This window comes from Sphingobium yanoikuyae (genome assembly GCF_013001025.1).
Classification (GTDB): Bacteria; Pseudomonadota; Alphaproteobacteria; order Sphingomonadales; family Sphingomonadaceae; genus Sphingobium; species Sphingobium yanoikuyae_A.
Window position 1 is genome coordinate 4,698,971 of the sequence record NZ_CP053021.1, and the last position, 20,759, is coordinate 4,719,729.

Genomic DNA, 20,759 nt, shown 5'->3' on the forward strand with positions numbered 1-20,759 from the left:
TTTCCCATTAGTCGACAGACCGTTCATTCTGCCTCTTGATCTTCCGATCATATTGGAACAGTTTACCGGTAAATAAAAGCCACAGACAAGACGGAGAGTCGAGGGTGCAAAGGGTAATGGGCTTCGGCCTGGTAGCGCTCGCAACGGGCGCAGTGATGATCCCCGCCATGTCGAGCCAGGCGCAGACCGCACCAGCGGCGCCGCCGGCCTTCAACGCCTGCCGCGCCTGCCACAGCGTGCAGCCCGGCGGCAAGAGCGGCCTTGGCCCCAATCTGGTCGGCGTCGTCGGCCGCACCGCCGGCACCCTGGCCGGCTTCAACTATTCCCCCGCGCTCAAGGCGTCGAAGCTGAAATGGGACGAGAAGGCGCTGGACGAATATCTCGCCGCGCCGACCAAGAAGGTGCCCGGCAGCCGCATGCCCATTTCCACGCCCGATCCGGCCAAGCGCGCCGCGATCATCACCTATCTCAAGAGCGTGAAATGACGGCGTCGAAGGGCGCGATGCGCGGCCCGGCTATCTTCCTGGCGCAGTTCATGGGCGATGCCGCCCCATTCGACAATCTGGACAATGCCGCGCGCTGGATGGCGCAGGCGGGCTATAAGGGCATTCAGGTGCCCAGCAATGATCCGCGCTGCATGGACCTCAAGCTGGCGGCGGAAAGCCAGGATTATTGCGATGACCTGATCGGCCGCTGCCGCGAGGCCGGGGTCGAGATTTCGGAACTGTCCACCCATTTGCAGGGCCAGCTGGTCGCGGTTCATCCGGCCTATGACGCGGCATTCGATGCGTTCGCGCCGGCCGAACTGCGCGGCAAGCCGGCCGAGCGGCAGGCCTGGGCGGTCGAGCAGCTGAAGCTGGCCGCCGTGGCCAGCCGGCGGCTGGGGCTGAAGGCGCATGCGACCTTCTCCGGCGCGCTGGCCTGGCCCTTCGTCTATCCCTGGCCGCAGCGGCCGGCGGGTCTGGTGGAAGAGGCCTTTGCCGAACTGGGGAAGCGCTGGCGCCCGATCCTGGACGCGTTCGAGGAACAGGGGATCGACCTCTGCTACGAACTGCATCCGGGCGAGGATCTGCATGACGGCCTGACCTTCGAGCGCTTCCTGGAGGCGGTCGGCGGCCACAAGCGCGCCAACATCCTCTATGATCCCAGCCATTTCGTGCTGCAGGCGATGGACTATCTGCAGTTCATCGACATCTATCATGACCGCATCAGGATGTTCCACGTCAAGGATGCGGAGTTCAACCCGACCGGTCGCGCGGGCGTCTATGGCGGCTATGCCGACTGGATCGACCGGCCCGGCCGCTTCCGCTCGCTGGGCGACGGCCAGGTCGACTTCACCGGCATATTCTCGCGCCTGACCCAATATGGCTATGACGGCTGGGCGGTGCTGGAATGGGAATGCTGCCTGAAGCATCCCGAGGATGGCGCACGCGAAGGCGCGCCCTTCATCGAGGCGCACATGATCCGCCGGCCCGAACGGGCCTTCGACGATTTCGCAGGGGGCGGTGATCCCGCCAACAACCGGCGCTGGCTGGGGCTCAGCTGACGCCGCAACCGACGATCGACACATGTCCTGACCGGAAGGCCGGCGGGACCAAAGGGAGAGGAGCCGATATGACGGCGATTAACCGGCACAGACTTTTCTGGCTGAGCGTCCTGGCGCTGTTCACCGCCTCGATGAGCGCATCGCTCCGCGCGGCGGTGGCGAGCAGCCTGAAGGCGGAATGGATCGACCCGATCGCCCCGATCGCAGCCGGCGAGATGATCGGCGCGGCGCTGGGATCGGCCTTCCTGGGCTTTTCCATCACCGTCTTCGTCGTCAGCGCCTTTCTCGACACGATCGGCATCCGCCGCGTGCTGATCGGCTGCGGCATCGCCTTCCTGATCGGCACGACGCTGATCGTGGGTGCGGGCAGCATGGCGACCGGCATGACCGTCTATCACCTCGTATGGCTGGGCATGCTGCTGTCGGGCATCGGCTGGGGCTTTGCCGAAGCGTCGATCAATCCGCTGACCGCCCGCCTCTATCCCGAGGATACGACCCATCGCCTCAACGTGCTGCACGCCTGGTATCCCGGTGGGCTGATCGTCGGCGGCCTTGCCGGCGTGTTCCTTGCCTCCGCGCTGCCCTGGCAGGCGATCATGGCGCTGGCCTATATCCCGGCCATCGGCGTCGTATTGATCGCCTCCACCACCCGCTTCCCCGCACCGCCCGCCACCGCCGGCAGCCGGGCGATGAAGGACATGATGCTGGAGGTGGTCCGTCGCCCCAGCTTCTTCATCTGGTTCGGCGCGATGTTCCTGACCGCCTCGTCCGAACTGGCGCCGGGCCAGTGGCTCGACGTCGCGCTCAGCAACCGGGTCGGCATGCGCGGCATATTGCTGCTGGTCTATGTCAGCGCGCTGATGTTCGTGTTCCGCCATTTTGCCGGACGGATCGCCGGCCGCCTGTCCAACCCCGGCCTGCTCTGGGTGTCGAGCCTGCTCGCCGCGATCGGCCTGTTCATGCTGTCGCAGGCGCAGTCGCCCGCCTCCGCCATCCTCGCCTCCACCGTCTGGGGCCTGGGCGTATGCGCGATGTGGCCGACGATGCTGGCGTCGGTGGCCGAACGTTATCCGCGCGGTGACGCCTGGGCGCTGGGGCTGGTGGGCTCGGCCGGCGCGCTGGCCAGCTTCTTCGTGCTGCCGCGGCTGGGCGAGATGTTCGATCAGGCCAAGGTGGAACTGGCCGGTGGGCCGGAAGCCTTCACCCGCCTGACCGGACCGGCGTTGCGCGCGGTGGAGGATGCGGCCGCGTCGCAATCCTTCGCCCGCCTCGCCTTCGTGCCGCTGATCCTGCTGGTCGTGTTCGGGCTGATCTGGCTGTCCGACCGGCGCGCCGGTCGTCGGGCGGAGGCCGTGGCATGAAGCTGTCGCGCAGAAACCTGATCGCCGCCGGCGTCGCCGCAGCCGCCAGCCCCGCCATCGCCGCTGCGGCCGGCAGGGGATCCTCCAATGCCGCCCGCTTCTCGCTCGGCTATGCCCCGCATGAAGGCAGCTTCGCCAGCCGGGGCGGATTGCTGGAGCAGATCGCCTATGCCGCCGACCAGGGCTTTCGCGCCTGGGAGGATAATGAAGCGCGCAAGCGTCCGGTCGAACAGCAGGAAGCCATGGCCAAGGCGCTGGCGCAGCGCGGCATGACCATGGGCGTGTTCGTCGCCAGCATGCCCAAATGGGCGGAGTTCCGCCCGCTGCTCGGCAGCAATGACGATGCCGAGCGCGAAGCCTTCCTGGCCGACATCCGCACATCGGTGGAGGTCGCCAAGCGGCTGAACGCGAAACATGCGACCGTCGTCACCGGCTTCATGGACCGCAAGGTGCCGCAGGATATCCAGACCGGCCGGATCATCGATTGCATGCGCCGCGCCGGCGACATCGTCGCGCCGCACGGCCTGACGCTGGTGATGGAGCCGCTCAATACGCGGACCAACCATCCCGGCGTCTATATGCAGTCGATCGCCCAGGGCTATGCGGTGGCGCGCGGCGCCAACAGTCCGGGCGTCAAGATATTGGCGGACCTCTATCATGAGCAGATCCAGTCCGGGAACCTGATCCCGACGCTGGAGGTCTGCTGGGCGGAGGTCGGCTATATCCAGTTCGGCGACAATCCCGGCCGCAAGGAACCGGGCACCGGCGAGATCAACTACGCCAATATCGTCCGCTGGCTGCGGGGCCGCAATTATGGCGGCGTGATCGGCATGGAACATGGCAATTCGCTGGCCGGACGCGAGGGCGAGGATCGGCTGGTCGCCGCTTATCGCGCCATCGACCAAATATAAGATGAGAGGAGGACGAGGATGAAAATCATCCCGACTGGCTTTGCAGGGACGGGTATCGCGCTGGCCACGGCTCTGCTGGTGGGCACAGCGGCGCAGGCGCAAGACAAGCCTGGCAAGCTGGGTTTCAAGGACACGCCGATCCTGCCCGGCGGCAACTGGCACGTCCATGATCCCGATCGCCCCGCCCCCACCGTCGTCACCCCGGCGGCACAGGCTGGCGGTGCACAGGCCGGCGGCGCACCGTCCGACGCAACCATCCTGTTCGACGGCCAGTCGCTCGACGCATGGCGCGGCGAGCGTGGCCCCTGGACGCTGGAAAAGGGGATCATGACCATCCCGCCGCGCAGCCAGAGCGGCGGCGAGAACAACCTGATATCGAAGCAGGAATTTGGCGACGTCCAGTTGCATCTTGAATTTCGGTCGCCCAATCCGCCGACCAAAAGCTCGCAGGATCGCGGCAATAGCGGCATCTGGTTCATGCAGCGCTACGAAGTGCAGATCCTGGATGGCTATCAGAACCCGACCTATGCCGACGGCACGGTCGGCGCGGTCTATGCCTGGAAGCCGCCACTGGTGAACCCGTCGCGCCAGCCGGGCGAATGGCAGAGCTATGACATCATTTTCGAACGGCCGCGCTTCGCCGCCGACGGCAGCCTGGTCCGGCCGGCCTATGTCACCGCGTTGCTGAACGGCGTGCTGGTGCAGAATCATCAGGCGATGCTGGGCACCACCAAATGGCGGTCGATCGCCCAATATCAGGTCCATGGGGACAAGGCGCCGATCCAGTTGCAGGATCATGACAGCCCCGTGTCGTTCCGCAACATCTGGGTCCGGCCGCTGCCGGACGAGGCCATCGCACAGGATCTGAAGGGAGCAGGACAATGATGGACCGCAGACATGCGCTGGCGGGCATGGTCGCCATGTTCGGCGCCGGGCTGTTCGCGCCGCTGGCGCGCGCCGCCGGGGTGATGCCGGCCGCTGGCGTGATCGACCAGGGCGCGCCCAGCCTGCAACTGTTCACGCCCGATCAGCGGGCGCTGATGACCGCGCTGTGCGAACGCATATTGCCGGCGACCGACACGCCCGGCGCGATCGAGGCCGGCGTCCCCGCCTATATCGAGAAATTGCTGGCCGACTGGTCGGTGGCGGAGGATCGCGACCCGATCATCGCCGGCCTGGCCGAAATCGATGCGCGCAGCTGGCAGGATTACAAGATCCCCGCGACCAAGGCATCGGCGGCGCAGCATGACGCGCTGCTGACCCTGGCGATGAACGACCAGATCCCCAAGGGCGAGGAGTTTTTCGAGGCGTTCCGGCAGATGGTGATCGTGGGCTATTACACGTCCGAGATCGGGATCACCCAGGAACGCGAATATCTGCCGGTGCCGGGCGAATATAACGGCGCCTTCCCCTATTCCCAGGTCAACAAGGTCTATTCCGCATGAACCTCAACCGTCGTTCCATGATGCTGGGCGCCGGCGGCCTGGCCGCCCTCGCCGCCTCTCCCTTCGCCGCGCAGGCCGCCAGGGCCTCCGGCAAGATCGCCAGCGTCGGCCTGCAACTCTACACCGTGCGCGAATTGTTCGCCGCCGATCCGGTCGCCACCTTGGAGAAGGTCGCCAAGGTCGGCTATCGCGAGGTCGAATTTGGCGGTGGCGGCTATGACGCCATGGACCACAAGCTGCTGCGCAGCACGATGGACCGGCTGGGCCTCACCTGCCCGTCGCTGCACATCGGCTATGACGCGCTGCTCGACAAGTTCGATGCCAGCGTGGCGATGGCAAAAACGCTGGGCGCGGGCACCGTCGTCCTGCCCTATATGGTCGACAAATATCGCAATGCGGAAGCTTGGAAGGCTGCGCTAGTCAACATCAACCGCTTCGGTGCGCAGCTCAAGGCCGCTGGCCTGGGCTTTGCCTATCATAATCATGATTTCGAATTCACCACCAAGCCGGATGGCGTCAGCCTGTTCGACCAGCTGGTGAAGGCGTGCGACCCCGAATTGGTGAAGATCGAACTGGATCTCTACTGGGCGATCTATGCCGGGCAGGATCCGCAGGCGCTGATCCGCAGCCTGGCCGGTCGCATCTATTCCTATCATGTGAAGGATATGCGCGCGGATCGCAGCATGACCTCGGTCGGCAGCGGCACGGTCGATTTCGGCGCGATCTTCAAGCTCAACGCCATCGCCGGCGTCCAGCATTTCTATGTCGAGAATGACCAGGCGCCCGCGCCCTATATTCCCGACATCACCAAGAGCTTCCAGACGCTGCGCGCGCTGCGCTTCTGATCCCCACCTGCCTCAAGACAGAAAACTCCAGGAGAGGACATCATGGCTTCGACAGACAGGTACGATGCGATCGTCATCGGTTCGGGCATCAGCGGCGGCTGGGCTGCCAAGGAATTGACGGAAAAGGGGCTGCGGGTGCTGATGCTCGACCGCGGCCATATGGTCGAACATGGCGAGGATTATGCCTATGACGGCAAGCCCGCCTATGAGGTGCCCGCTCGCAACATCATGCCCGACCCGCTCAAGCAGAGCGATTATTTCATCGCCCAGCATGGCTATGTCGCGCCCAGCAACCAGGCCTTCTATAATAATGACCGGCTGAACCCCTATGATTATGGCGCGGGCAGCAAATTCTACTGGATCCGCCCCGCGGCGGTCGGTGGCAAATCGCTGATCTGGGGCCGCTGGAGCTTCCGCTGGAGCCCGGCCGATTTCGAGGCGAACAAGCGCGAGGGCATCGGCGGCGACTGGCCGATCCGCTATGAGGATCTGGTCCCTTGGTACAGCTATGTCGAAAAATATATCGGCGTATCGGGATCGCGCGAGAATCTGGCCTATCTGCCCGACAGCGAGTTCCAGCCGCCGATGCCGATGAACATCGCGGAAAAATGGATGAAGCAGCGGCTGGAAACGCAATTCCCCGGCCGCAAGATGATCAATGCCCGCCTGTCCAACATGACCGAGGACAAGCCGGAACAGAACCGCACCAAATGCCAGCTGCGCAACCAGTGCGGCAACGGCTGTTCCTTCGGCGCCTATTTCTCGACCCAGGCGGTCACGCTGCCGGCTGCGCGGGCGACCGGGCGGCTGACCTTGCGGTCCGACGCGGTCGTCACCAACCTCGATTATGATCCGGCGACCAAGAAGGTCAGCGGCGTGCGCTTCGTCGATGCCAAGACCGGGCAGGCCGAAACCGTGACCGCGCGGCTTGTGTTCCTGTGCGCGTCAGCGCTGGCCTCGACCCAGATCCTGATGAACTCGCGCCCGGCGGGCAGCGGCAAGAGCCATTTCGACAGCAGCGGGACGCTGGGCCGCTATGTCATGGACCATATCTTCCGCGTCGGCGTGAAGGGCGACATCCCCGGCATGGAGGAGTTCATCGAATATGGCCGCCGCCCCGGCGCCATCTATGTCCCGCGCTTCCGCAACAATGGCGACAGCGAGGATGTCGGCTTCAAGCGCGGCTATGGCTATCAGGGCGGCGCCTATCGCGAGCCGTCCAAGCCGGTCGGCTTCGGCGCATCGATGAAGCAGGGCATGCGCAAATATGGCGGCTGGAAATTCCAGATGGGCGCCTTTGGCGAATGCCTGCCCTATGAGGATAATTATGTCGCGCTGAGCCCCGACAAGACCGACCGGTTCGGTATGCCGCTGATGCAGTTCAACGTCACCTTCCGCGACAACGAGATGCGGATGATGGCGGACGCGCGCGAACAGGGCGAAAAGATGCTGCGTGCGGCGGGCCTGACCAACGTCACCAGTTCGGTCCGCGAACATGTGCCGGGCGACGCCATCCACGAAATGGGCGGCGCACGCATGGGTGCCGATCCGCGCGCATCGGTGCTCAACCAGTGGAGCCAGGCGCATGATGCCAGCAATCTGTTCGTGACCGACGGCGCGCAGATGGCGTCCATCTCCTGCGTCAATCCGTCGCTGACCTTCATGGCGCTGACTGCCCGCGCGGTCGACCATGCGGTCAAGGAAATGAAGGCAGGCCGGGTCTGACAGCGTCGGCCCACTCCCGACGCTGTGCTGCGCCGCAAAACCGGCTATCAGGGGCCATGAGGATGAGCTTCTGATGGCCCGGCGGCGGGAAAATGGCGTGACGATCCGCGCCGTGGCGGAACGGGCCGGCGTGTCGGCGATGACGGTATCCAACGTCATCAACGGCGCCGGCCGCGCCAGCGCGACCACGGTCGCGACGGTGCAGGCGGCGATCGCGGAACTGGGCTATGTGCCCAATCTGGCCGCCCGTCGCCTGGCCAAGGCGCGGGCGACGACGGTGGGCCTCATCTACAGCAACCGGCGCACGCCCTTTCTCGACGCGGTACTGGTCGGATCGCTGCGGGCGACCAACGCCAATGGGCTGCAACTGATCCTGCGCGACGGCGATGGCGTGACGCTGGACGAGGCCGAACGCATCGCCCAGGAACTGGTGCGCAGTGGCGCCGACGCACTGCTGCTGATCCCGCCCTTTGCCGAGCAGTTGAGCGGATCGGCGATATTGCCGGCGCTCGGCGTGCCTTTCGCCGCGATCGCCACCGGCACGCCGCTGTCAGGCATATCGACGGTGCGGATCGACAATCAGGCGGCGATGGAGGCGTTGACCCGACGCGTCATCGCCGATGGCCATCGCCGCATCGCCTATGTCGCCGGCCCCGATCATTACAGCGTGGTCGCCGCCCGGCTCGACGGCTTCTACGCCGCCCTCCAGGATGCCGGCCTGCGCGTGGACGACAGCCTGATCGTCGAGCACAGCGCGTTCGACCATGCGTCCGGCATGGCGGCGGCGCAGGCGCTGCTCGCCCGGCCCGACCGGCCGACCGCGATCCTGTGCAGCAGCGACGATCTGGCGGCGGGCGTCATCGCCCAGGCCGGACAGATGGGGCTGACCCTGCCCCATGATCTGAGCGTCACCGGGTTCGACGACACCATCCTCGCCTCGCGCGTCTGGCCGCCGCTGACCGTGATCCGCCAGCCGGTCGAGGACATGGCCTTTCGCGCCACCCAATGCCTGATCGGCGCGCTCGGCAAGGGCGGGATGCGCGTCAGCGACGAGATATTCGACCATCAACTGGTGCAGCGCGCGTCGATCGCGCCGGCCAGCACTTAGGGTTTCACCGGGTGGCGCGGATCGCCGCCCTTTCAGCGACAGGGGACAGAGCATCATGGAAACGAGCAGAAGGGAATTGGCGGCGATGATGGCATTGGGCGGCGCAGGCATGGCCCTGTCCTCCACACAGGCTTCGGCACAGGCCGCGACCCCGGTTCAGGCGAAGCTGGTCCATCATGTCTTCTTCTGGCTGAAGCGGCCGGGCAACCCAGCCGATCGCGACCAGTTGATCGCCGGCCTGCGCACGCTGCGCGCTATCCCGGTGATCCGCGACCTGCAGATCGGCGTGCCCGCCAGCACCGAAAAGCGCGATGTGGTCGATTCCTCCTTCGACGTGTCGGAACTGATGGTCTTCGACAATGCGGTCGACCAGAAAGTCTATCAGGACCACGAAATTCATCAGGCCTTCGTCAAATCCTGCGAGCATCTGTGGGCGAAGGTCGTGGTCTACGACATGCAGGTCGTGCCGGATCGCTGAGCCGGGCATCGCAAGACGGCCCGATCCGCGCTAGGGTCGCTCATCAGCCTGAACAAGAGAAGATCATGATTCTGCCGGATATTCTTGCCCCCACCTATGTCCAGATGCTGGGCGCCCTATCGGCTTGGCTGGTCAAGGCCGAGGCCGAGGCCGGGAAACAGGATGGCACGGCACAAACATTGCCGGGCGCGCGGCTGGCGCCGGACATGTTCCCGCTGTCGACCCAGATCCGCTTCGCCTGCGTCCAGGCGCAGGAGGGCATGTACCGGTTGCGCGGCGAAGCCTTCCCGCCGCTGGTCGGGCAGTTGCTCGATGAAGGCCGCAACGCGGGCGAGCATCCCGGATCGATCGCCGACGCGCAGGCGAGAATAGCCGAGACGATTGCGATCGTGGAAAGCCTGGCGGCGGATGCGCCGCCCATCGATCCGGCTGCGCCGATCGCCCATGCTCTGCCGCAGGGCATGATCTTCGACCTCACCGCCGGTCAATTTGTCCGCGACTGGGCGTTGCCGCAATTCTACTTCCACATCATGACCGCCTACGCGATCCTGCGGGCGCAGGGCGTGGACTTGGGCAAGGTCGATTATGTGGCCCACATGTTCCCCTATTTGCGGCCCGGCACCCTGCCTGCGCAATGAGGTGACATAGCGGCGGCGGCGCATGCTGTGGTTCATGGCGATGGAGCCGCGTCGTGGCCCGTTTTCGGCATTGCCGTTCATCACCGGCGCGACGCCGATCCTATGTCTCGGCAGACAGGGCATGGATCGGCAGCAGGGCCGCGCCGAAGGTGATCGGCGATCCATGCAGGTTCGATATTCTGTCCGGCGGGCGGCGATGATGGGCCGTGGTGACGAGGTCCGCCTGATGCAGGCGATCGGCCAGCCCCTGCAGGATGGTCGATGGTAAGGTGCCGGCCAGCACGATCGCCCCTGGATCGAGCCAGGCGAAGGCGGTGTTGCTGACCATCTGCAATTGCTCGGCCGCCCGGTCCAGCCAGATGTCGATCGTCGGTGCCTGGTCGGCAGCATGGAAATCAATGTCCGCGACCGAGGATAGGTCGCAACCATTGCTGCGGAGCATCGCCAGCAGATCCAGCGGGCTGGGACGCGGCAGATGCCCTGGAAACAGGCAGCCAATCTCGCCCGCGACGCCATATTGACCGCGCATCAGGCGCCCGTCGACAATGACGCCGGCGCCGATGCCGAAGCCCAGCAGCAGCACGACGATCGTGCCGAAATCGCGCAGCAGGCCACCCAGATAATATTCGGCGATCGCTGCGGCATTGGCGTCATTCTCGATCCACTGCGGCCAGCCCATTTCGGCGGACAATATATCGCGCAGCGGCGCGTCCCGCCAGTTGGGCAGGACGTCGACGACGCTCCACCGATCGCCAGCCGGCGACAGGGATGGTCCTGGCACCGCCACGCCCAGGCCCAGCATGCGGCGTCCCAGCAGGCCGTGCCGGTCCACCAGTTCATGCGTCATGCGCCGCACCTTGCGGGCAAAACCCTGGGGATCGATCGGTGCGACGGCCTCATGATGGGTGGCGATGGTGGCGCCGGTGAAATCGACCAGGGCGATGTCGATGAAGCCCTTGTGCGCCGTCGCGCCGACCGCATAGCCGCCATGGCCGGCCAGCCGCAGGGGAATGGCCGGGCGCCCGCGGCCCTGTGCTTCCGCGCCAGGCACTTCCTCCACCAGATTGAGCCCGATCAGGTCGCGCGACAGGCGGGTGAGGGCGGTGCCGCTGATTTCCAGTGCGGATGCCAGCGCGGAACGGGATAGTGGCCCTGACTTGCGCAGCATCTGGAGGATGCGCCGCTGGTCCTTGTCCAGAGTGGGAAATAGCATGATCGATCCCGCTATCGGTGAAAAGCGACGACCGGTTATGGGGATTTATTTATTTTCACAACAATAATTAAAAATGTCATATCGCACGGCCAGAGGCGCCCCGACCAATTCAGAGGGGACGCATCATGCTCAAGACTTTCCTTGCCTCCGGCACGGCGCTTGCCGCGCTTTGCACCATCACCACGCCCGCCCTGGCGCAGGCCGCCACCGACGCCGCGCCTGCCGCCGAAGCGGCCGCCGACGCCGGCAACGGCCCCAACGACATCATCGTCACCGGCTCCACCCGCGCCCAGCGCCGCTTCGACGTATCCTATGCGATCAACACCATCTCGGCCGAGGATGTGGAGAAGATCGCGCCTGTCAATTTCGCCGACCTGATCGGCCAGCTGCCCGGTTTCCAGACCGAAATCACCGGCGGCGAAGTGCAGAATATCTACCGCATCCGCGGCCTGCCCAACGACGGCGGCTTCGTCAGCTTCCAGCAGGACGGCCTGCCGCTGTTCCATGAGAATGACGGCGTCTTCTTCCGCGGCGATGCGATCCTTAAACAGGATCTGATGACCGACCATGTGGAGGTCGTGCGCGGCGGCCCGGCCCCGGTCTATGCCAGCTATTCCGGCGCGATCATCAACGCGATCACCGTCACCGGCAGCGACGAAGCGCGCGGCAAGGCACAGGTTACGCTCGGCGACACCGGCCTCTATCGCCTCGACGCCTATCAGGCCGGGCCGCTCGGCAACGACACCTATTATGCGATCGGCGGCTTCATCCGCTATCATGACGGCTATCGCGACAATGGCTTCGCCAATGACAAGGGCGGCCAGCTGCGCGCCAATATCAAGCATGATTTCGACAATGGCTCGATCAAGCTGAACCTCAACTATGTGAACGACCACAACGTCTTCTATCTGCCGATCCCGATCTCCGACCCGCGCGATCCCAGCGTCTCGCTCGACAAATATATCGACTATTTCGACGGCACGATGAATTCGCCGGCGCTGCGCCACGTGAACCTCAAATATCGCGACGGCACCGGCCAGATCCAGAGCCGCACCGGCGACCTGTCGGATGGCCGCCATATGCAGATGGTCAATTTCGGCGCGCAATATGATGGCGATTTCGACGGCTGGCTGGTCTCGGCCAAGGCCGGCTATACCCAGGGCAAGCTCGATTTCAGCGCCTTCTACTCGACCACCAACCCGGCCGATGGCAACGCCTTTGCCGCCGGCTATCTCGCCCGCGCCACGACCGCTTTCGGCGCAGTCGACCATTTCGGCTATACGCTGGCCGGCACCAACACCGTCTATGATCCCTATGCGGCGTCGGGCCTGGTGATGCAGGGCCAGTATCGCGACATCCATTCGAAATTCTATTCGGCCCAGGCCAATCTGTCGGTCGCCAAGAAGTTCGAGACCGGCTTTGGCACCCATGACCTCAAGCTCGGCCTCTATGGCAGCTTCTATGGCGAGGACAGCCGCACCCTCTATCAGAATTACCTGATCGAAGTGGCGGGCAAGCCGCGCACGCTGGACCTAGTCGCCTATAATGCCGCCGGCGCGGAAATCGGCCGTGTCACCGACAATGGCGTGCTCAACTATGCCGCCACCCTCAATCAGGGCGATAGCGACGCCAAGATGTTCGCCGTCTTCGCCAACGACACCTGGGAAATCGTGCCGGGCCTGCGCATCGACGCCGGCATCCGTCACGAACGCTACAGCTACAAGGGCTGGGCCGCGCTGACCGAGGCGGCCAATCTGGGCGACTCCAGCACCCTGGCGGACGACAGCACCCGCGCCTTCACCGGCGTGATCCTGAACCAGAAACTCAAGCCCAACGTCACCAACTGGACAGTCGGCGCCAATTACGACTTCTCCAGCCATGTCGGCATCTATGGCCGCGCATCGCACCTCGAAACACCGCCCAACGTCCAGACGGTGATGAGCATCAACCCGACCATCATCACCACCAAGGCCGATCAGTTCGAGGCCGGGCTGAAGCTCGCCTTCGGCCGCTCCTATCTCTACGTCACCGGTTTCTACACCAATTTCGATCCCTTGAACGCCAGCTTCCTGGCCTATGATCCGACCACGGGCCGCAACGATGTCAACGTGCCCTTCATCGGCGAGGCGCAGGTGAAGGGCGTCGAATTCGACGGCAAGCTGGCGCTGACCAACTGGTTCTCGCTCAACGGCGCGCTCACCATCAGCGATCCCAAATACAAGAATTTCGAAAGCTCGACCGGCGCCGATCCGGAACAGGCCGAAGGCAACCAGATCGTCCGCCAGCCCAAGGTCTACGGCAATATCCGTCCCAGCTTCGACTTCCAGACGGGCGACACCGACGTGTCGGTCTATGGGCGCTACACCTATATGGGCAAGCGCTATGTCGACCTCTACAACAACACCGCGCTGCCGGCCTATGGCACGATCGGCGCCGGCATCACGGCGCGCCATGGCAGCTGGCAGGCACAGATTGTGGGCGACAATCTGTTCAACGCCCATGGCCTGACCGAAGGCAATACCCGCACCGACTCGCTGAGCGGTCAGGGCAGTGCCGAGGCGATCTATGGTCGCCCGATCTTCGGCCGCAACTTCCGCCTCGTCATCAGCAAGTCCTGGTGATGGCCCGCCGCCTCGGCCGCGTTGCGGCGTCGTTGATGACGATGGCGGTGGTGGCGATCACGCCCGTCCCGGCTCTGGCCGGGGCGGCGCGCGACGCCGTGACGGAGGCGCTGTCCCGGCGCCTCTTTCCCGTGCTGGACGCCCTTGGACACGATCCGGCCGCCCTTGCCGCCTTCCGCGCCCGGCCGGACATGGATGCGCTGCTCCATGCCCGCAACGATCGCCGCACGGCATGTGCAGGCGATGTCGATTGCGTGGCACAGGCCCATATCTGGACCCCGACCGAAATCGCCCTGATGGTGCAGGCTGCGCTATCGCTGCGTGATGTGCCAGTCGCGGACGATGGTGCCGGTGCGCAGATCCGCCGCGAGGTGGAGGGGATCAACGCCATCCTGCGCAGCTATGCGCTGGGGCAGATGCCCGCCTATCCCGATATTGACGGCGCCGGTACGATCGACCCGCGCGAGCGCCAGGCCCGGCTGCGCGCCGCCGCCTGGATCGCGCAGACGCCGCGCAAGGGATCGGCCCAGGCGCTGGATTCCAGCATCGACTATGCCCTTGCGCTGCTCGACGTCAGCGACCGCACCGACGCGATCGGCTTCGAACCGCTGACCGGCGGCCTCAACGCCCCCGCCATGGCGCGGGCCAAAAATATCGACTGGAAACGCTATCGCTACAGCGCGCTGATCGTCACCGGCGTCGGCCCGGAAGTCGACGGCATGGCGCTGAGCCCATTCGGCAAATATCATCTGCGTCTTGCCGCCAACCGCTTTGCCGATGGCGACGCGCCCTTCCTCATTCTGACCGGCAGCCGCGCCCATCCGCGCGCGACCCGCTTTGCCGAGGCGCAGGAGATGCGCCAGGCGCTGATCGAGCGCTATGGCGTGCCCGCCGATGCCATCATCATCGAGCCCTATGCCCGGCACACCACCACCAATTTGCGCAACGCCACCCGCCTGCTGATGGCGATGGCGGCGCCGCTGGACAAGGATACGCTCATCGTCTGCAATCCGGGGCAGAGCGCGATGATCGAAAATCCGCTGTTCGTGCAGCGCAACGACAAGGAACTGGGCTATCAGCCCGGTGCCATCGGCGCGCGCCTGACTCCCACCGAATTGCTGTTTCGCCCGTCGCGGCTGTCCGCGCGGGTCGATCCGCGCGATCCGCTCGACCCCTGAAGGGAGGCATGATGACACGTAAACTGACCTTGGCCCTGGCGCTCGGTGCGCTGGCGTTCAGCCCCGGCGCCGCCATGGCCTGGGGCGGCACCGCCCATGAAGTGATCGATCGCGCCGCGCTCGATGCCATCCCGCAGGACGGTCCCGTCTTCCTCAAGGCCTATACCGACTATATCGCCGCCTCCGCCTCGCTGCCCGACAGCTGGCGCGGGGATTCGGAGAATTTCTCCAAGATGGAGGAAGACCCCAATCATGGCTGGTTCCGCGAGCAGTTCCGCTTCGTGAAGCCGATCCCGCGCTCGCGCTACGAATTCATCCTGGCGCTCTACAAACGCTATGAGACGATCAAGGACAGCGATCCGGCGACCGCCGCGCGCACCAATGTCCGCTGGACCGGCACTTTGCCCTATGCCGCGATTGAGGCCTATGACCGGCTCGTCGTCTGCATGCGCCATGTCCGCAAGGCGCAGGCCGAAGGGGGCGACATATCCGTCCCGGCCCAGCATTGCGCCTTCCAGACGATCCGCCTTGGCCATTATATCGGCGACGGCGCCCAGCCCCTGCATGACTCGGTCAATTCGGATGGCTGGCGCGGCGACAATCCCAGCGGCTACACCCGCGATCGCAGCATCCACGGCCGCTTCGAAAGCCAGTTCGTCGATGGCATGAAGCTGACCGTGGCCGACATCGCGCCGCGCATCGGCGCGCCCGGCCATCGCGACGGCGACATGTTCGACGCGATCCTCGCCTTCCTGGATCAGGCCGGCGATCGGATGGAATATGTCTATCAGCTGGAAAAGCGGGACGGCTTTGCCGATTTCACCGACAAGGATGTGCGCGCCCTCGTCTATGAACGGACCGCTGCCGGCGCTGCCATGCTGCGCGACATGCTCTGCCGCGCCTGGGCGGAAAGCGCCAGCCCGCCGGTCAGGGTCGTGCCCGCGCCGCTCGATTTCTCCAATCCGCGCTTCAACCCGGAAACCGGATCGGCGCCCGACTGATCGCGTTCCTCCCGCCATGCCAGCGCTGCGAGCAGCCGGGCATGGCGGGCATGGCCAAGGTCGAATCGCCGCATCAGCAGGATCGCGCAAAGGCTGCCAAGGACAGGAATGCCCAGTCCCAGGCCGAGCATGCCGGCCTGGACTGCCGCAGTCTGTGCCTGCCCCGGCACATAGCCCAGTAGGCCAAGTGTCCAGCCGGTCAGACTTGAGAAGGCGGCACCGCTTGCCTTGACCACGACGAGATAGAAGGCGAACAGGCCCGTCTCGAAGCGCCTGCCATGGCGCCATTCTACCACATCGACGGCATCGGCCAGCAGCCCCCATGGCAGCATGAACATGCTGGCGAGGCCGACGCCGATCACCGCCGCACAGATGGCCAGGGCAGGTGGCCAGGACAGGCAGGCGGCAACACCCGCCAGCCCGATGATGCTGACTCCATGACCCATGGCGAGCAGAGCGCTCTTGCTGAAACGTCTGGTCATCGCGGTCCACAGGATCACGCCGGCGAATTGGCCGATCGTCACGGCCAGCAGCAAGGTTGCGACAAGATCGGGGCGGCGGACGACATAGCTGCCAATATAGAGCAGGGAGCGTCCGAATGCCGGTGCGGCAAATCCGGTGAGCAGGGCCAGAAGAGCCAGTGCCCCGACCATCGGGTCGCGAAACGGGATGTCGATGCCGTCCTGCCTTGCGCTTTGCCGGGTGGTGCGGGCCGCATCACCGCTTGCGTCGCCGCCGCAGGTCCATGCGCACAGGATCATCGTCAGGGCAAAGACGGCGCCCGTCGCCGCGCCGGTGAGCGCCAGCCGATCGAAGGACCGGGTATTGCCCGCATCTTGCACCAGCGGCGTCAACAAGGTCGCGACAATCAGCGCGCTTGTCGTACTGAACAGCAGTCGATAGCCCGAAACACGGCCGCGCGCGCTGCTGTCGCTGGTCACCTGCGCCATCAGCGCATTGTGCGGCACGTCGATGATGGCATAGGCGCCCCGGAATATCAGCAAGGCCATGGCCAGCATCCATAGCTGTCGGGCGCCAAGCAACGGCATGGCATAGAGCAGGGCGAAGGCGATCGCGCAGGGCGTTGCTGCGACCGCCACCATCCAGCGATAGCCCTTGCCGACATGCCGCAGGCGGATCGTCAGCCGCGCCGCCAGCAGATCGAAGATCAGGTCGCCGCACAGCGCGGCGAGCATCAGCCATCCCGCCGTCGTCGCGCCAAGGTTCAGCACGTCGCTCAGCAGGAACAATATCGTCAGATCCGCGCCGCTGAAAACCAGTGCCTTGCCGAAATTGCCGGAGGCATAGGCCAGCATGCGGCTATCGTCCCGTGTCCAGATCACCTCGATCGCCCCTGATGGTCATGACCGCACGGGGAATTGCGGAATGCGTCGCGCCTAGAAGCGCATTCTTTCATTTGTGCGACAAGGGCGGTGGGAATGGGGCTGGTGGCTTATCGCCATTGGCAGCCCTTGACCACATGACAGGGCGGGCCACAGGCAGATCAGGGCCGCGTGGCCGCAGAAGGAAGCGTATAAGACAACGCGGCCTTGCTGCCCCCGAAGGGTGATTATCGCATCGATTTCTGGGAAAACTGGAGCGGGCGAAGGGATTCGAACCCTCGACCCCAACCTTGGCAAGGTTGTGCTCTACCCCTGAGCTACGCCCGCTCTTGGCGGCCGGGAGAGTGTGTCCCTCTCGGCGGGTGGCGGCGAACTAGCAGTGGTTTCCAAAGTCGGCAAGGGCTGAATTGCAGAAAAATGAAAAACTTTTCGAAAAAGGAAAAAATCCCCCGTTTTCCGGGGGTTTTGGCAGTGCGATTAAATTGGCGGGTGGCACCGGGGCGAACGCGGCTGTGGATCGGCCCATGGCGAATCGTCGAATCATGCCGCCTTTGGCCATGGCGTGCATGTATCTGCGTGATATTGGTCATGGCAGGGCAGGCGGTGGTCGCGGCTTGACAGTGGCGGGCGCGACTTCCTAGTCCCCGATGCAAAATCGGACCAAGGGGACGCGCTTCATGAAAATACTGCCGCTGCCGTTGATGCTGTGCGCGTTGCCCGGCGTCGCCGCTGCCCAGGCGCCCGATGTGACGGCGGATGAGGCCGCGTCGATCGTGGTGACGGGCACGGGCCTCGCCCTGCCGCCGGGGACGCCGGCCTATGGGTCGGTGGTGATCGACCGGGATCGGCTTGAGGATGCGGCGTCGGGGCGGATCGAGAGCGTGCTGGCCGATGTCGCGGGCTTCCAGCAGTTCCGCCGCTCCGACAGCCGCGCCTCCAACCCCTCGAACCAGGGCGCCACCCTGCGCGCGCTGGGCGGCAATGCGTCGAGCCGGACGCTGGTGCTGCTCGACGGCGTGCCGGTGGCCGATCCCTTTTTCGGCTATATTCCCTTCTCCGCACTGGTGCCCGACCGGCTGGCGCTGGTGCGGGTGACGCGCGGCGGGGGCAGTGGCGCGTTCGGCGCGGGCGCGGTCGCCGGCACGATCGAACTGGCCAGCGCCACCCGCGACCAGATGCCGGTGTTTGGCGCCAGCGCCTTCTATGGCAGCAGGGACGCGACCGAGCTGTCCGCCAGCATCGCGCCCGACATGGGCAGCGGCTATGTCTCGCTCTCGGGCCGCTGGGACCGGGGTGACGGCTTCCAGACCACGCCCCGTGACCAGCGCGTCGCCGCCACCGTGCCAGCCGCCTATGACAGCTGGTCGACCAATTTGCGCGCGGTAGCGCCGATCGACGCGACATCGGAACTCCAGTTTCGTGGCACCCTGTTCCAGGATAATCGCACGCTGCGCTTTGCCGGCGCCGACAGCATGAGCCAGGGCCAGGATGCCAGCATCCGCTATATCAGCCGCGGCCGCTGGCAGGTCGATGCGCTCGCCTATCTCCAGGCGCGCAATTTCTCGAACATCGTCATCTCTTCCACCAGCTTCCGCAAGTCGCTCGACCAGCGCAACACCCCCTCGACCGGGATCGGCGGCAAGATCGAGCTGCGCCCGCCGGTCGGCGAGGATCATGTGCTGCGCATCGGTATGGACACCCGCTTTGCCACCGGCGACATGTATGAGGACGCCTATAATGCGGGCCTCGCCACCAACCCGCTGACAGCGCGCCGCCATGCCGGTGGCGACCAGATCACCAGCGGCATCTTTGCCGAGGATGACTGGAGCCCCGATGTCTTTGGCGGCAAGCTTGTCCTGACCGGGGGCGTGCGCGCCGATCGCTGGTCGATCCGCAACGGCTTCTACAGGGCGGTCAGTGCGGCCGGCCTGGTGACGCAGGACAGTAGCTATGCCAATCGCTCCGACTGGGAATTTTCCGGCCGGGCCGGCGCGCTCTACCATCTCAGCGATGCGGTGGCGCTGCGCGGGGCGGCCTATAGCGGCTTCCGCCTGCCCACGCTCAATGAGCTGTATCGCCCCTTCGTCGTCTTCCCGATCACCACCCAGGCCAATGCGGCCTTGAAGCCCGAGAAGCTCAAGGGCGTGGAAGGGGGCATCGACCTCAACCCAGCATCGGGCGTGCAGCTGTCCGCCACCCTCTTCTACAACCGGCTCGACGATGCGATCGCGAACGTCACCATCGATAGTGTCACCCGCAAGCGCCAGAATGTGAACGCGATCGTGGCCAAGGGCGTGGAACTGACCGCCAGCGCGCAACTGCCGGCCAATTTCTCGCTGCTCGCTTCCTATGCCTATAGTCACAGCAAGGTCGATGCGCCGGGCATGGCGTTCGATGGCTTCGCGCCGGCGCAGGTGCCGCGCCACTCGGCCAGCGCGACGCTGGCCTGGGCGCCCAAGGCCGGACCGGAACTGTCGGCGACGCTGCGCTACACGGCCAAGCAATATGAGGATGATCTGCAGAGCGATGTGCTGCCCGATGCGCTGACCTTGGACGCCCTCGCTCGGCTGCCGATCGGCCATGGCATCAGCCTGGTCGCGCGCGGAGAAAATCTGTTCGACGAGGATATCGTCACCCGCAATGCCGGTGGATCGATCGATCTGGGCACGCCCAGGACGCTCTGGATCGGCGTCACCGTGCGCGGTTGAGCCGATTCCCGTCGCGCAGTTTCTTGCCCTCGCCTGGCTGCTGCTGGCGAACCTGATGGCCTTCATGCTGTTCGGGTTCGACAAGCGCCGGGCCGTGCGGGGGATGGCGCGAATCCGCGAGCGGACCTTGCTGCTCTGGGCGCTTGCAGGCGGGACGCCGGGTGCATTTGCCGCCCGCCACCTTTTTCGTCACAAGACGCGTAAACAGCCTTTCACCCGGTGGCTATGGCTGATCGCCGCGGCGCAGGGGCTGGTTCTCGCCGGATGGGCGATGATCTGATTTTTCATCTGTCGGGGGAAGAAATGGTGCTGCCGGCGAGGATTGAACTCGCGACCTCAGCCTTACCAAGGATGCGCTCTACCACTGAGCTACGGCAGCACTCTATTTCGTCTCCGTCGCGCCGTGCGCTTCGGAGGTCGCGCCTATGGCCGCCCCTGCGCGTCCTGTCAAGGCGGGTTGCAGCAGATAATGCATTTTGCTTATGCGCTTCGTCATGAGCGAGACCCAGGACGAAAAGAAAGCCAGGCTGGCGCAGGCGCTGCGCGACAATTTGCGGCGGCGCAAGGCCCAGAGCCGCGATGTGGCGCGGGAAGGGGCTGAGCCCACCCCCGCGCCGGAATCGTCCAAGGACTGATTC

18 protein-coding genes, 2 tRNA genes and 1 pseudogene are annotated in these 20,759 nt (G+C 65.2%); 17 read left to right on the plus strand and 4 right to left on the minus strand.

Features of this window, described 5'->3' with window-relative positions:
- The first annotated feature begins 116 nt into the window (after positions 1-116).
- The 11 genes from HH800_RS22620 to HH800_RS22670 all read left to right on the plus strand — a co-directional run bounded on the left by HH800_RS22620 (position 117) and on the right by HH800_RS22670 (position 10,057).
- On the plus strand, positions 117-485 hold the full coding sequence (locus HH800_RS22620) for a c-type cytochrome (RefSeq protein ID WP_026109143.1): 369 nt from the start codon (positions 117-119) through the stop codon (positions 483-485).
- The gene (locus tag HH800_RS22625) at positions 482-1,546 is read left to right on the plus strand and encodes a sugar phosphate isomerase/epimerase family protein (RefSeq protein ID WP_169862553.1); all 1,065 of its coding nucleotides are present in this window, start codon (positions 482-484) and stop codon (positions 1,544-1,546) included. Before HH800_RS22620 ends, HH800_RS22625 begins: the two co-directional genes overlap by 4 nt.
- A gap of 68 nt (positions 1,547-1,614) precedes the next feature.
- A complete protein-coding gene (locus HH800_RS22630; RefSeq protein ID WP_004209522.1) occupies positions 1,615-2,907 on the plus strand; it encodes an MFS transporter in 1,293 nt (430 codons plus the stop codon).
- Entirely contained in the window at positions 2,904-3,818 is a 915-nt protein-coding gene (locus HH800_RS22635) for a hydroxypyruvate isomerase family protein (protein ID WP_169862555.1), read from the plus strand. The genes HH800_RS22630 and HH800_RS22635 overlap by 4 nt, the downstream gene beginning before the upstream one ends.
- Positions 3,819-3,836: 18 nt before the next feature.
- The gene (locus tag HH800_RS22640; protein ID WP_169862556.1) at positions 3,837-4,703 is read left to right on the plus strand and encodes a 3-keto-disaccharide hydrolase; all 867 of its coding nucleotides are present in this window, start codon (positions 3,837-3,839) and stop codon (positions 4,701-4,703) included.
- Positions 4,700-5,263, plus strand: a complete 564-nt coding sequence (locus HH800_RS22645) for a gluconate 2-dehydrogenase subunit 3 family protein (RefSeq protein ID WP_004209525.1) — start codon at positions 4,700-4,702, stop codon at positions 5,261-5,263. Before HH800_RS22640 ends, HH800_RS22645 begins: the two co-directional genes overlap by 4 nt.
- Positions 5,260-6,108 (plus strand): sugar phosphate isomerase/epimerase family protein, encoded by an 849-nt coding sequence (locus tag HH800_RS22650; protein ID WP_169862558.1) that lies wholly within the window; start codon positions 5,260-5,262, stop codon positions 6,106-6,108. Before HH800_RS22645 ends, HH800_RS22650 begins: the two co-directional genes overlap by 4 nt.
- Before the next feature lie 42 nt (positions 6,109-6,150).
- On the plus strand, positions 6,151-7,833 hold the full coding sequence (locus tag HH800_RS22655; protein WP_169862560.1) for a GMC oxidoreductase: 1,683 nt from the start codon (positions 6,151-6,153) through the stop codon (positions 7,831-7,833).
- A gap of 73 nt (positions 7,834-7,906) precedes the next feature.
- Positions 7,907-8,941, plus strand: coding sequence for a LacI family DNA-binding transcriptional regulator (locus HH800_RS22660; RefSeq protein WP_010336391.1), 1,035 nt, complete (start codon positions 7,907-7,909; stop codon positions 8,939-8,941).
- 55 nt (positions 8,942-8,996) lie between these two features.
- Positions 8,997-9,419: a Dabb family protein gene (locus HH800_RS22665; RefSeq protein WP_235681946.1), complete on the plus strand. Its 423-nt coding sequence runs from the start codon at positions 8,997-8,999 to the stop codon at positions 9,417-9,419.
- A gap of 65 nt (positions 9,420-9,484) precedes the next feature.
- Positions 9,485-10,057 (plus strand): DUF1993 domain-containing protein, encoded by a 573-nt coding sequence (locus tag HH800_RS22670; RefSeq protein ID WP_169862561.1) that lies wholly within the window; start codon positions 9,485-9,487, stop codon positions 10,055-10,057.
- 100 nt (positions 10,058-10,157) lie between these two features.
- On the opposite strand, the gene HH800_RS22675 is transcribed toward HH800_RS22670, so the two are convergent.
- Positions 10,158-11,270, minus strand: coding sequence for an ROK family transcriptional regulator (locus HH800_RS22675; protein ID WP_169862563.1), 1,113 nt, complete (start codon positions 11,268-11,270; stop codon positions 10,158-10,160).
- 125 nt (positions 11,271-11,395) lie between these two features.
- Here HH800_RS22675 and HH800_RS22680 point away from each other — a divergent pair, with 125 nt between their 5' ends.
- The 3 genes from HH800_RS22680 to HH800_RS29515 are packed head-to-tail and all read left to right on the plus strand — an operon-like array spanning position 11,396 to position 16,070.
- Positions 11,396-13,891 carry a TonB-dependent receptor gene (locus HH800_RS22680; protein ID WP_169862565.1) on the plus strand — a complete coding sequence of 832 codons (2,496 nt, stop codon included), beginning with the start codon at positions 11,396-11,398 and terminating at the stop codon, positions 13,889-13,891.
- A complete protein-coding gene (locus HH800_RS22685) occupies positions 13,891-15,069 on the plus strand; it encodes a YdcF family protein (protein WP_169862566.1) in 1,179 nt (392 codons plus the stop codon). Before HH800_RS22680 ends, HH800_RS22685 begins: the two co-directional genes overlap by 1 nt.
- An 8-nt stretch (positions 15,070-15,077) precedes the next feature.
- Complete coding sequence (locus HH800_RS29515) at positions 15,078-16,070, plus strand: nuclease (protein ID WP_328805819.1); 993 nt, start codon at positions 15,078-15,080, stop codon at positions 16,068-16,070.
- A gap of 68 nt (positions 16,071-16,138) precedes the next feature.
- Here HH800_RS29515 and HH800_RS22690 read toward each other — a convergent pair.
- Together HH800_RS22690 and HH800_RS22695 are read right to left on the minus strand one after the other, a co-directional pair.
- A pseudogene (locus HH800_RS22690) lies at positions 16,139-17,386 on the minus strand (MFS transporter); the annotation flags it as partial.
- Between the two features lie 279 nt (positions 17,387-17,665).
- Positions 17,666-17,740 (minus strand) — tRNA-Gly (locus HH800_RS22695).
- 350 nt (positions 17,741-18,090) lie between these two features.
- On the opposite strand from HH800_RS22695, the gene HH800_RS22700 reads away from it, so the two are divergent.
- Together HH800_RS22700 and HH800_RS22705 are read left to right on the plus strand one after the other, a co-directional pair.
- A complete protein-coding gene (locus HH800_RS22700) occupies positions 18,091-20,121 on the plus strand; it encodes a TonB-dependent receptor plug domain-containing protein (protein ID WP_169862568.1) in 2,031 nt (676 codons plus the stop codon).
- A 55-nt stretch (positions 20,122-20,176) separates the two neighbouring features.
- Positions 20,177-20,401, plus strand: coding sequence for a DUF1294 domain-containing protein (locus HH800_RS22705; protein ID WP_169862570.1), 225 nt, complete (start codon positions 20,177-20,179; stop codon positions 20,399-20,401).
- A gap of 24 nt (positions 20,402-20,425) precedes the next feature.
- Here HH800_RS22705 and HH800_RS22710 read toward each other — a convergent pair.
- Positions 20,426-20,500 (minus strand) — tRNA-Thr (locus HH800_RS22710).
- 115 nt (positions 20,501-20,615) lie between these two features.
- On the opposite strand from HH800_RS22710, the gene HH800_RS22715 reads away from it, so the two are divergent.
- Positions 20,616-20,756, plus strand: coding sequence for a hypothetical protein (locus tag HH800_RS22715; RefSeq protein ID WP_164522487.1), 141 nt, complete (start codon positions 20,616-20,618; stop codon positions 20,754-20,756).
- Positions 20,757-20,759: the final 3 nt, after the last annotated feature.

Excerpts from the sequence above, each read along its gene's own strand:
- HH800_RS22700 (WP_169862568.1), top strand. The coding sequence starts at position 18,091 with ATGAAAATACTGCCGCTGCCGTTGATGCTGTGCGCGTTGCCCGGCGTC.
- HH800_RS22645 (WP_004209525.1), top strand. The coding sequence starts at position 4,700 with ATGATGGACCGCAGACATGCGCTGGCGGGCATGGTCGCCATGTTCGGC.
- HH800_RS22670 (WP_169862561.1), top strand. The coding sequence starts at position 9,485 with ATGATTCTGCCGGATATTCTTGCCCCCACCTATGTCCAGATGCTGGGC.
- HH800_RS22705 (WP_169862570.1), top strand. The coding sequence starts at position 20,177 with ATGGCCTTCATGCTGTTCGGGTTCGACAAGCGCCGGGCCGTGCGGGGG.
- HH800_RS22675 (WP_169862563.1), bottom strand. The coding sequence starts at position 11,270 with ATGCTATTTCCCACTCTGGACAAGGACCAGCGGCGCATCCTCCAGATG.
- HH800_RS22635 (WP_169862555.1), top strand. The coding sequence starts at position 2,904 with ATGAAGCTGTCGCGCAGAAACCTGATCGCCGCCGGCGTCGCCGCAGCC.
- HH800_RS22665 (WP_235681946.1), top strand. The coding sequence starts at position 8,997 with ATGGAAACGAGCAGAAGGGAATTGGCGGCGATGATGGCATTGGGCGGC.
- HH800_RS22655 (WP_169862560.1), top strand. The coding sequence starts at position 6,151 with ATGGCTTCGACAGACAGGTACGATGCGATCGTCATCGGTTCGGGCATC.
- HH800_RS22715 (WP_164522487.1), top strand. The coding sequence starts at position 20,616 with ATGAGCGAGACCCAGGACGAAAAGAAAGCCAGGCTGGCGCAGGCGCTG.
- HH800_RS22650 (WP_169862558.1), top strand. The coding sequence starts at position 5,260 with ATGAACCTCAACCGTCGTTCCATGATGCTGGGCGCCGGCGGCCTGGCC.
- HH800_RS22660 (WP_010336391.1), top strand. The coding sequence starts at position 7,907 with ATGGCCCGGCGGCGGGAAAATGGCGTGACGATCCGCGCCGTGGCGGAA.
- HH800_RS22620 (WP_026109143.1), top strand. The coding sequence starts at position 117 with ATGGGCTTCGGCCTGGTAGCGCTCGCAACGGGCGCAGTGATGATCCCC.
- HH800_RS22640 (WP_169862556.1), top strand. The coding sequence starts at position 3,837 with ATGAAAATCATCCCGACTGGCTTTGCAGGGACGGGTATCGCGCTGGCC.
- HH800_RS22625 (WP_169862553.1), top strand. The coding sequence starts at position 482 with ATGACGGCGTCGAAGGGCGCGATGCGCGGCCCGGCTATCTTCCTGGCG.
- HH800_RS22630 (WP_004209522.1), top strand. The coding sequence starts at position 1,615 with ATGACGGCGATTAACCGGCACAGACTTTTCTGGCTGAGCGTCCTGGCG.
- HH800_RS22685 (WP_169862566.1), top strand. The coding sequence starts at position 13,891 with ATGGCCCGCCGCCTCGGCCGCGTTGCGGCGTCGTTGATGACGATGGCG.
- HH800_RS22680 (WP_169862565.1), top strand. The coding sequence starts at position 11,396 with ATGCTCAAGACTTTCCTTGCCTCCGGCACGGCGCTTGCCGCGCTTTGC.
- HH800_RS29515 (WP_328805819.1), top strand. The coding sequence starts at position 15,078 with ATGATGACACGTAAACTGACCTTGGCCCTGGCGCTCGGTGCGCTGGCG.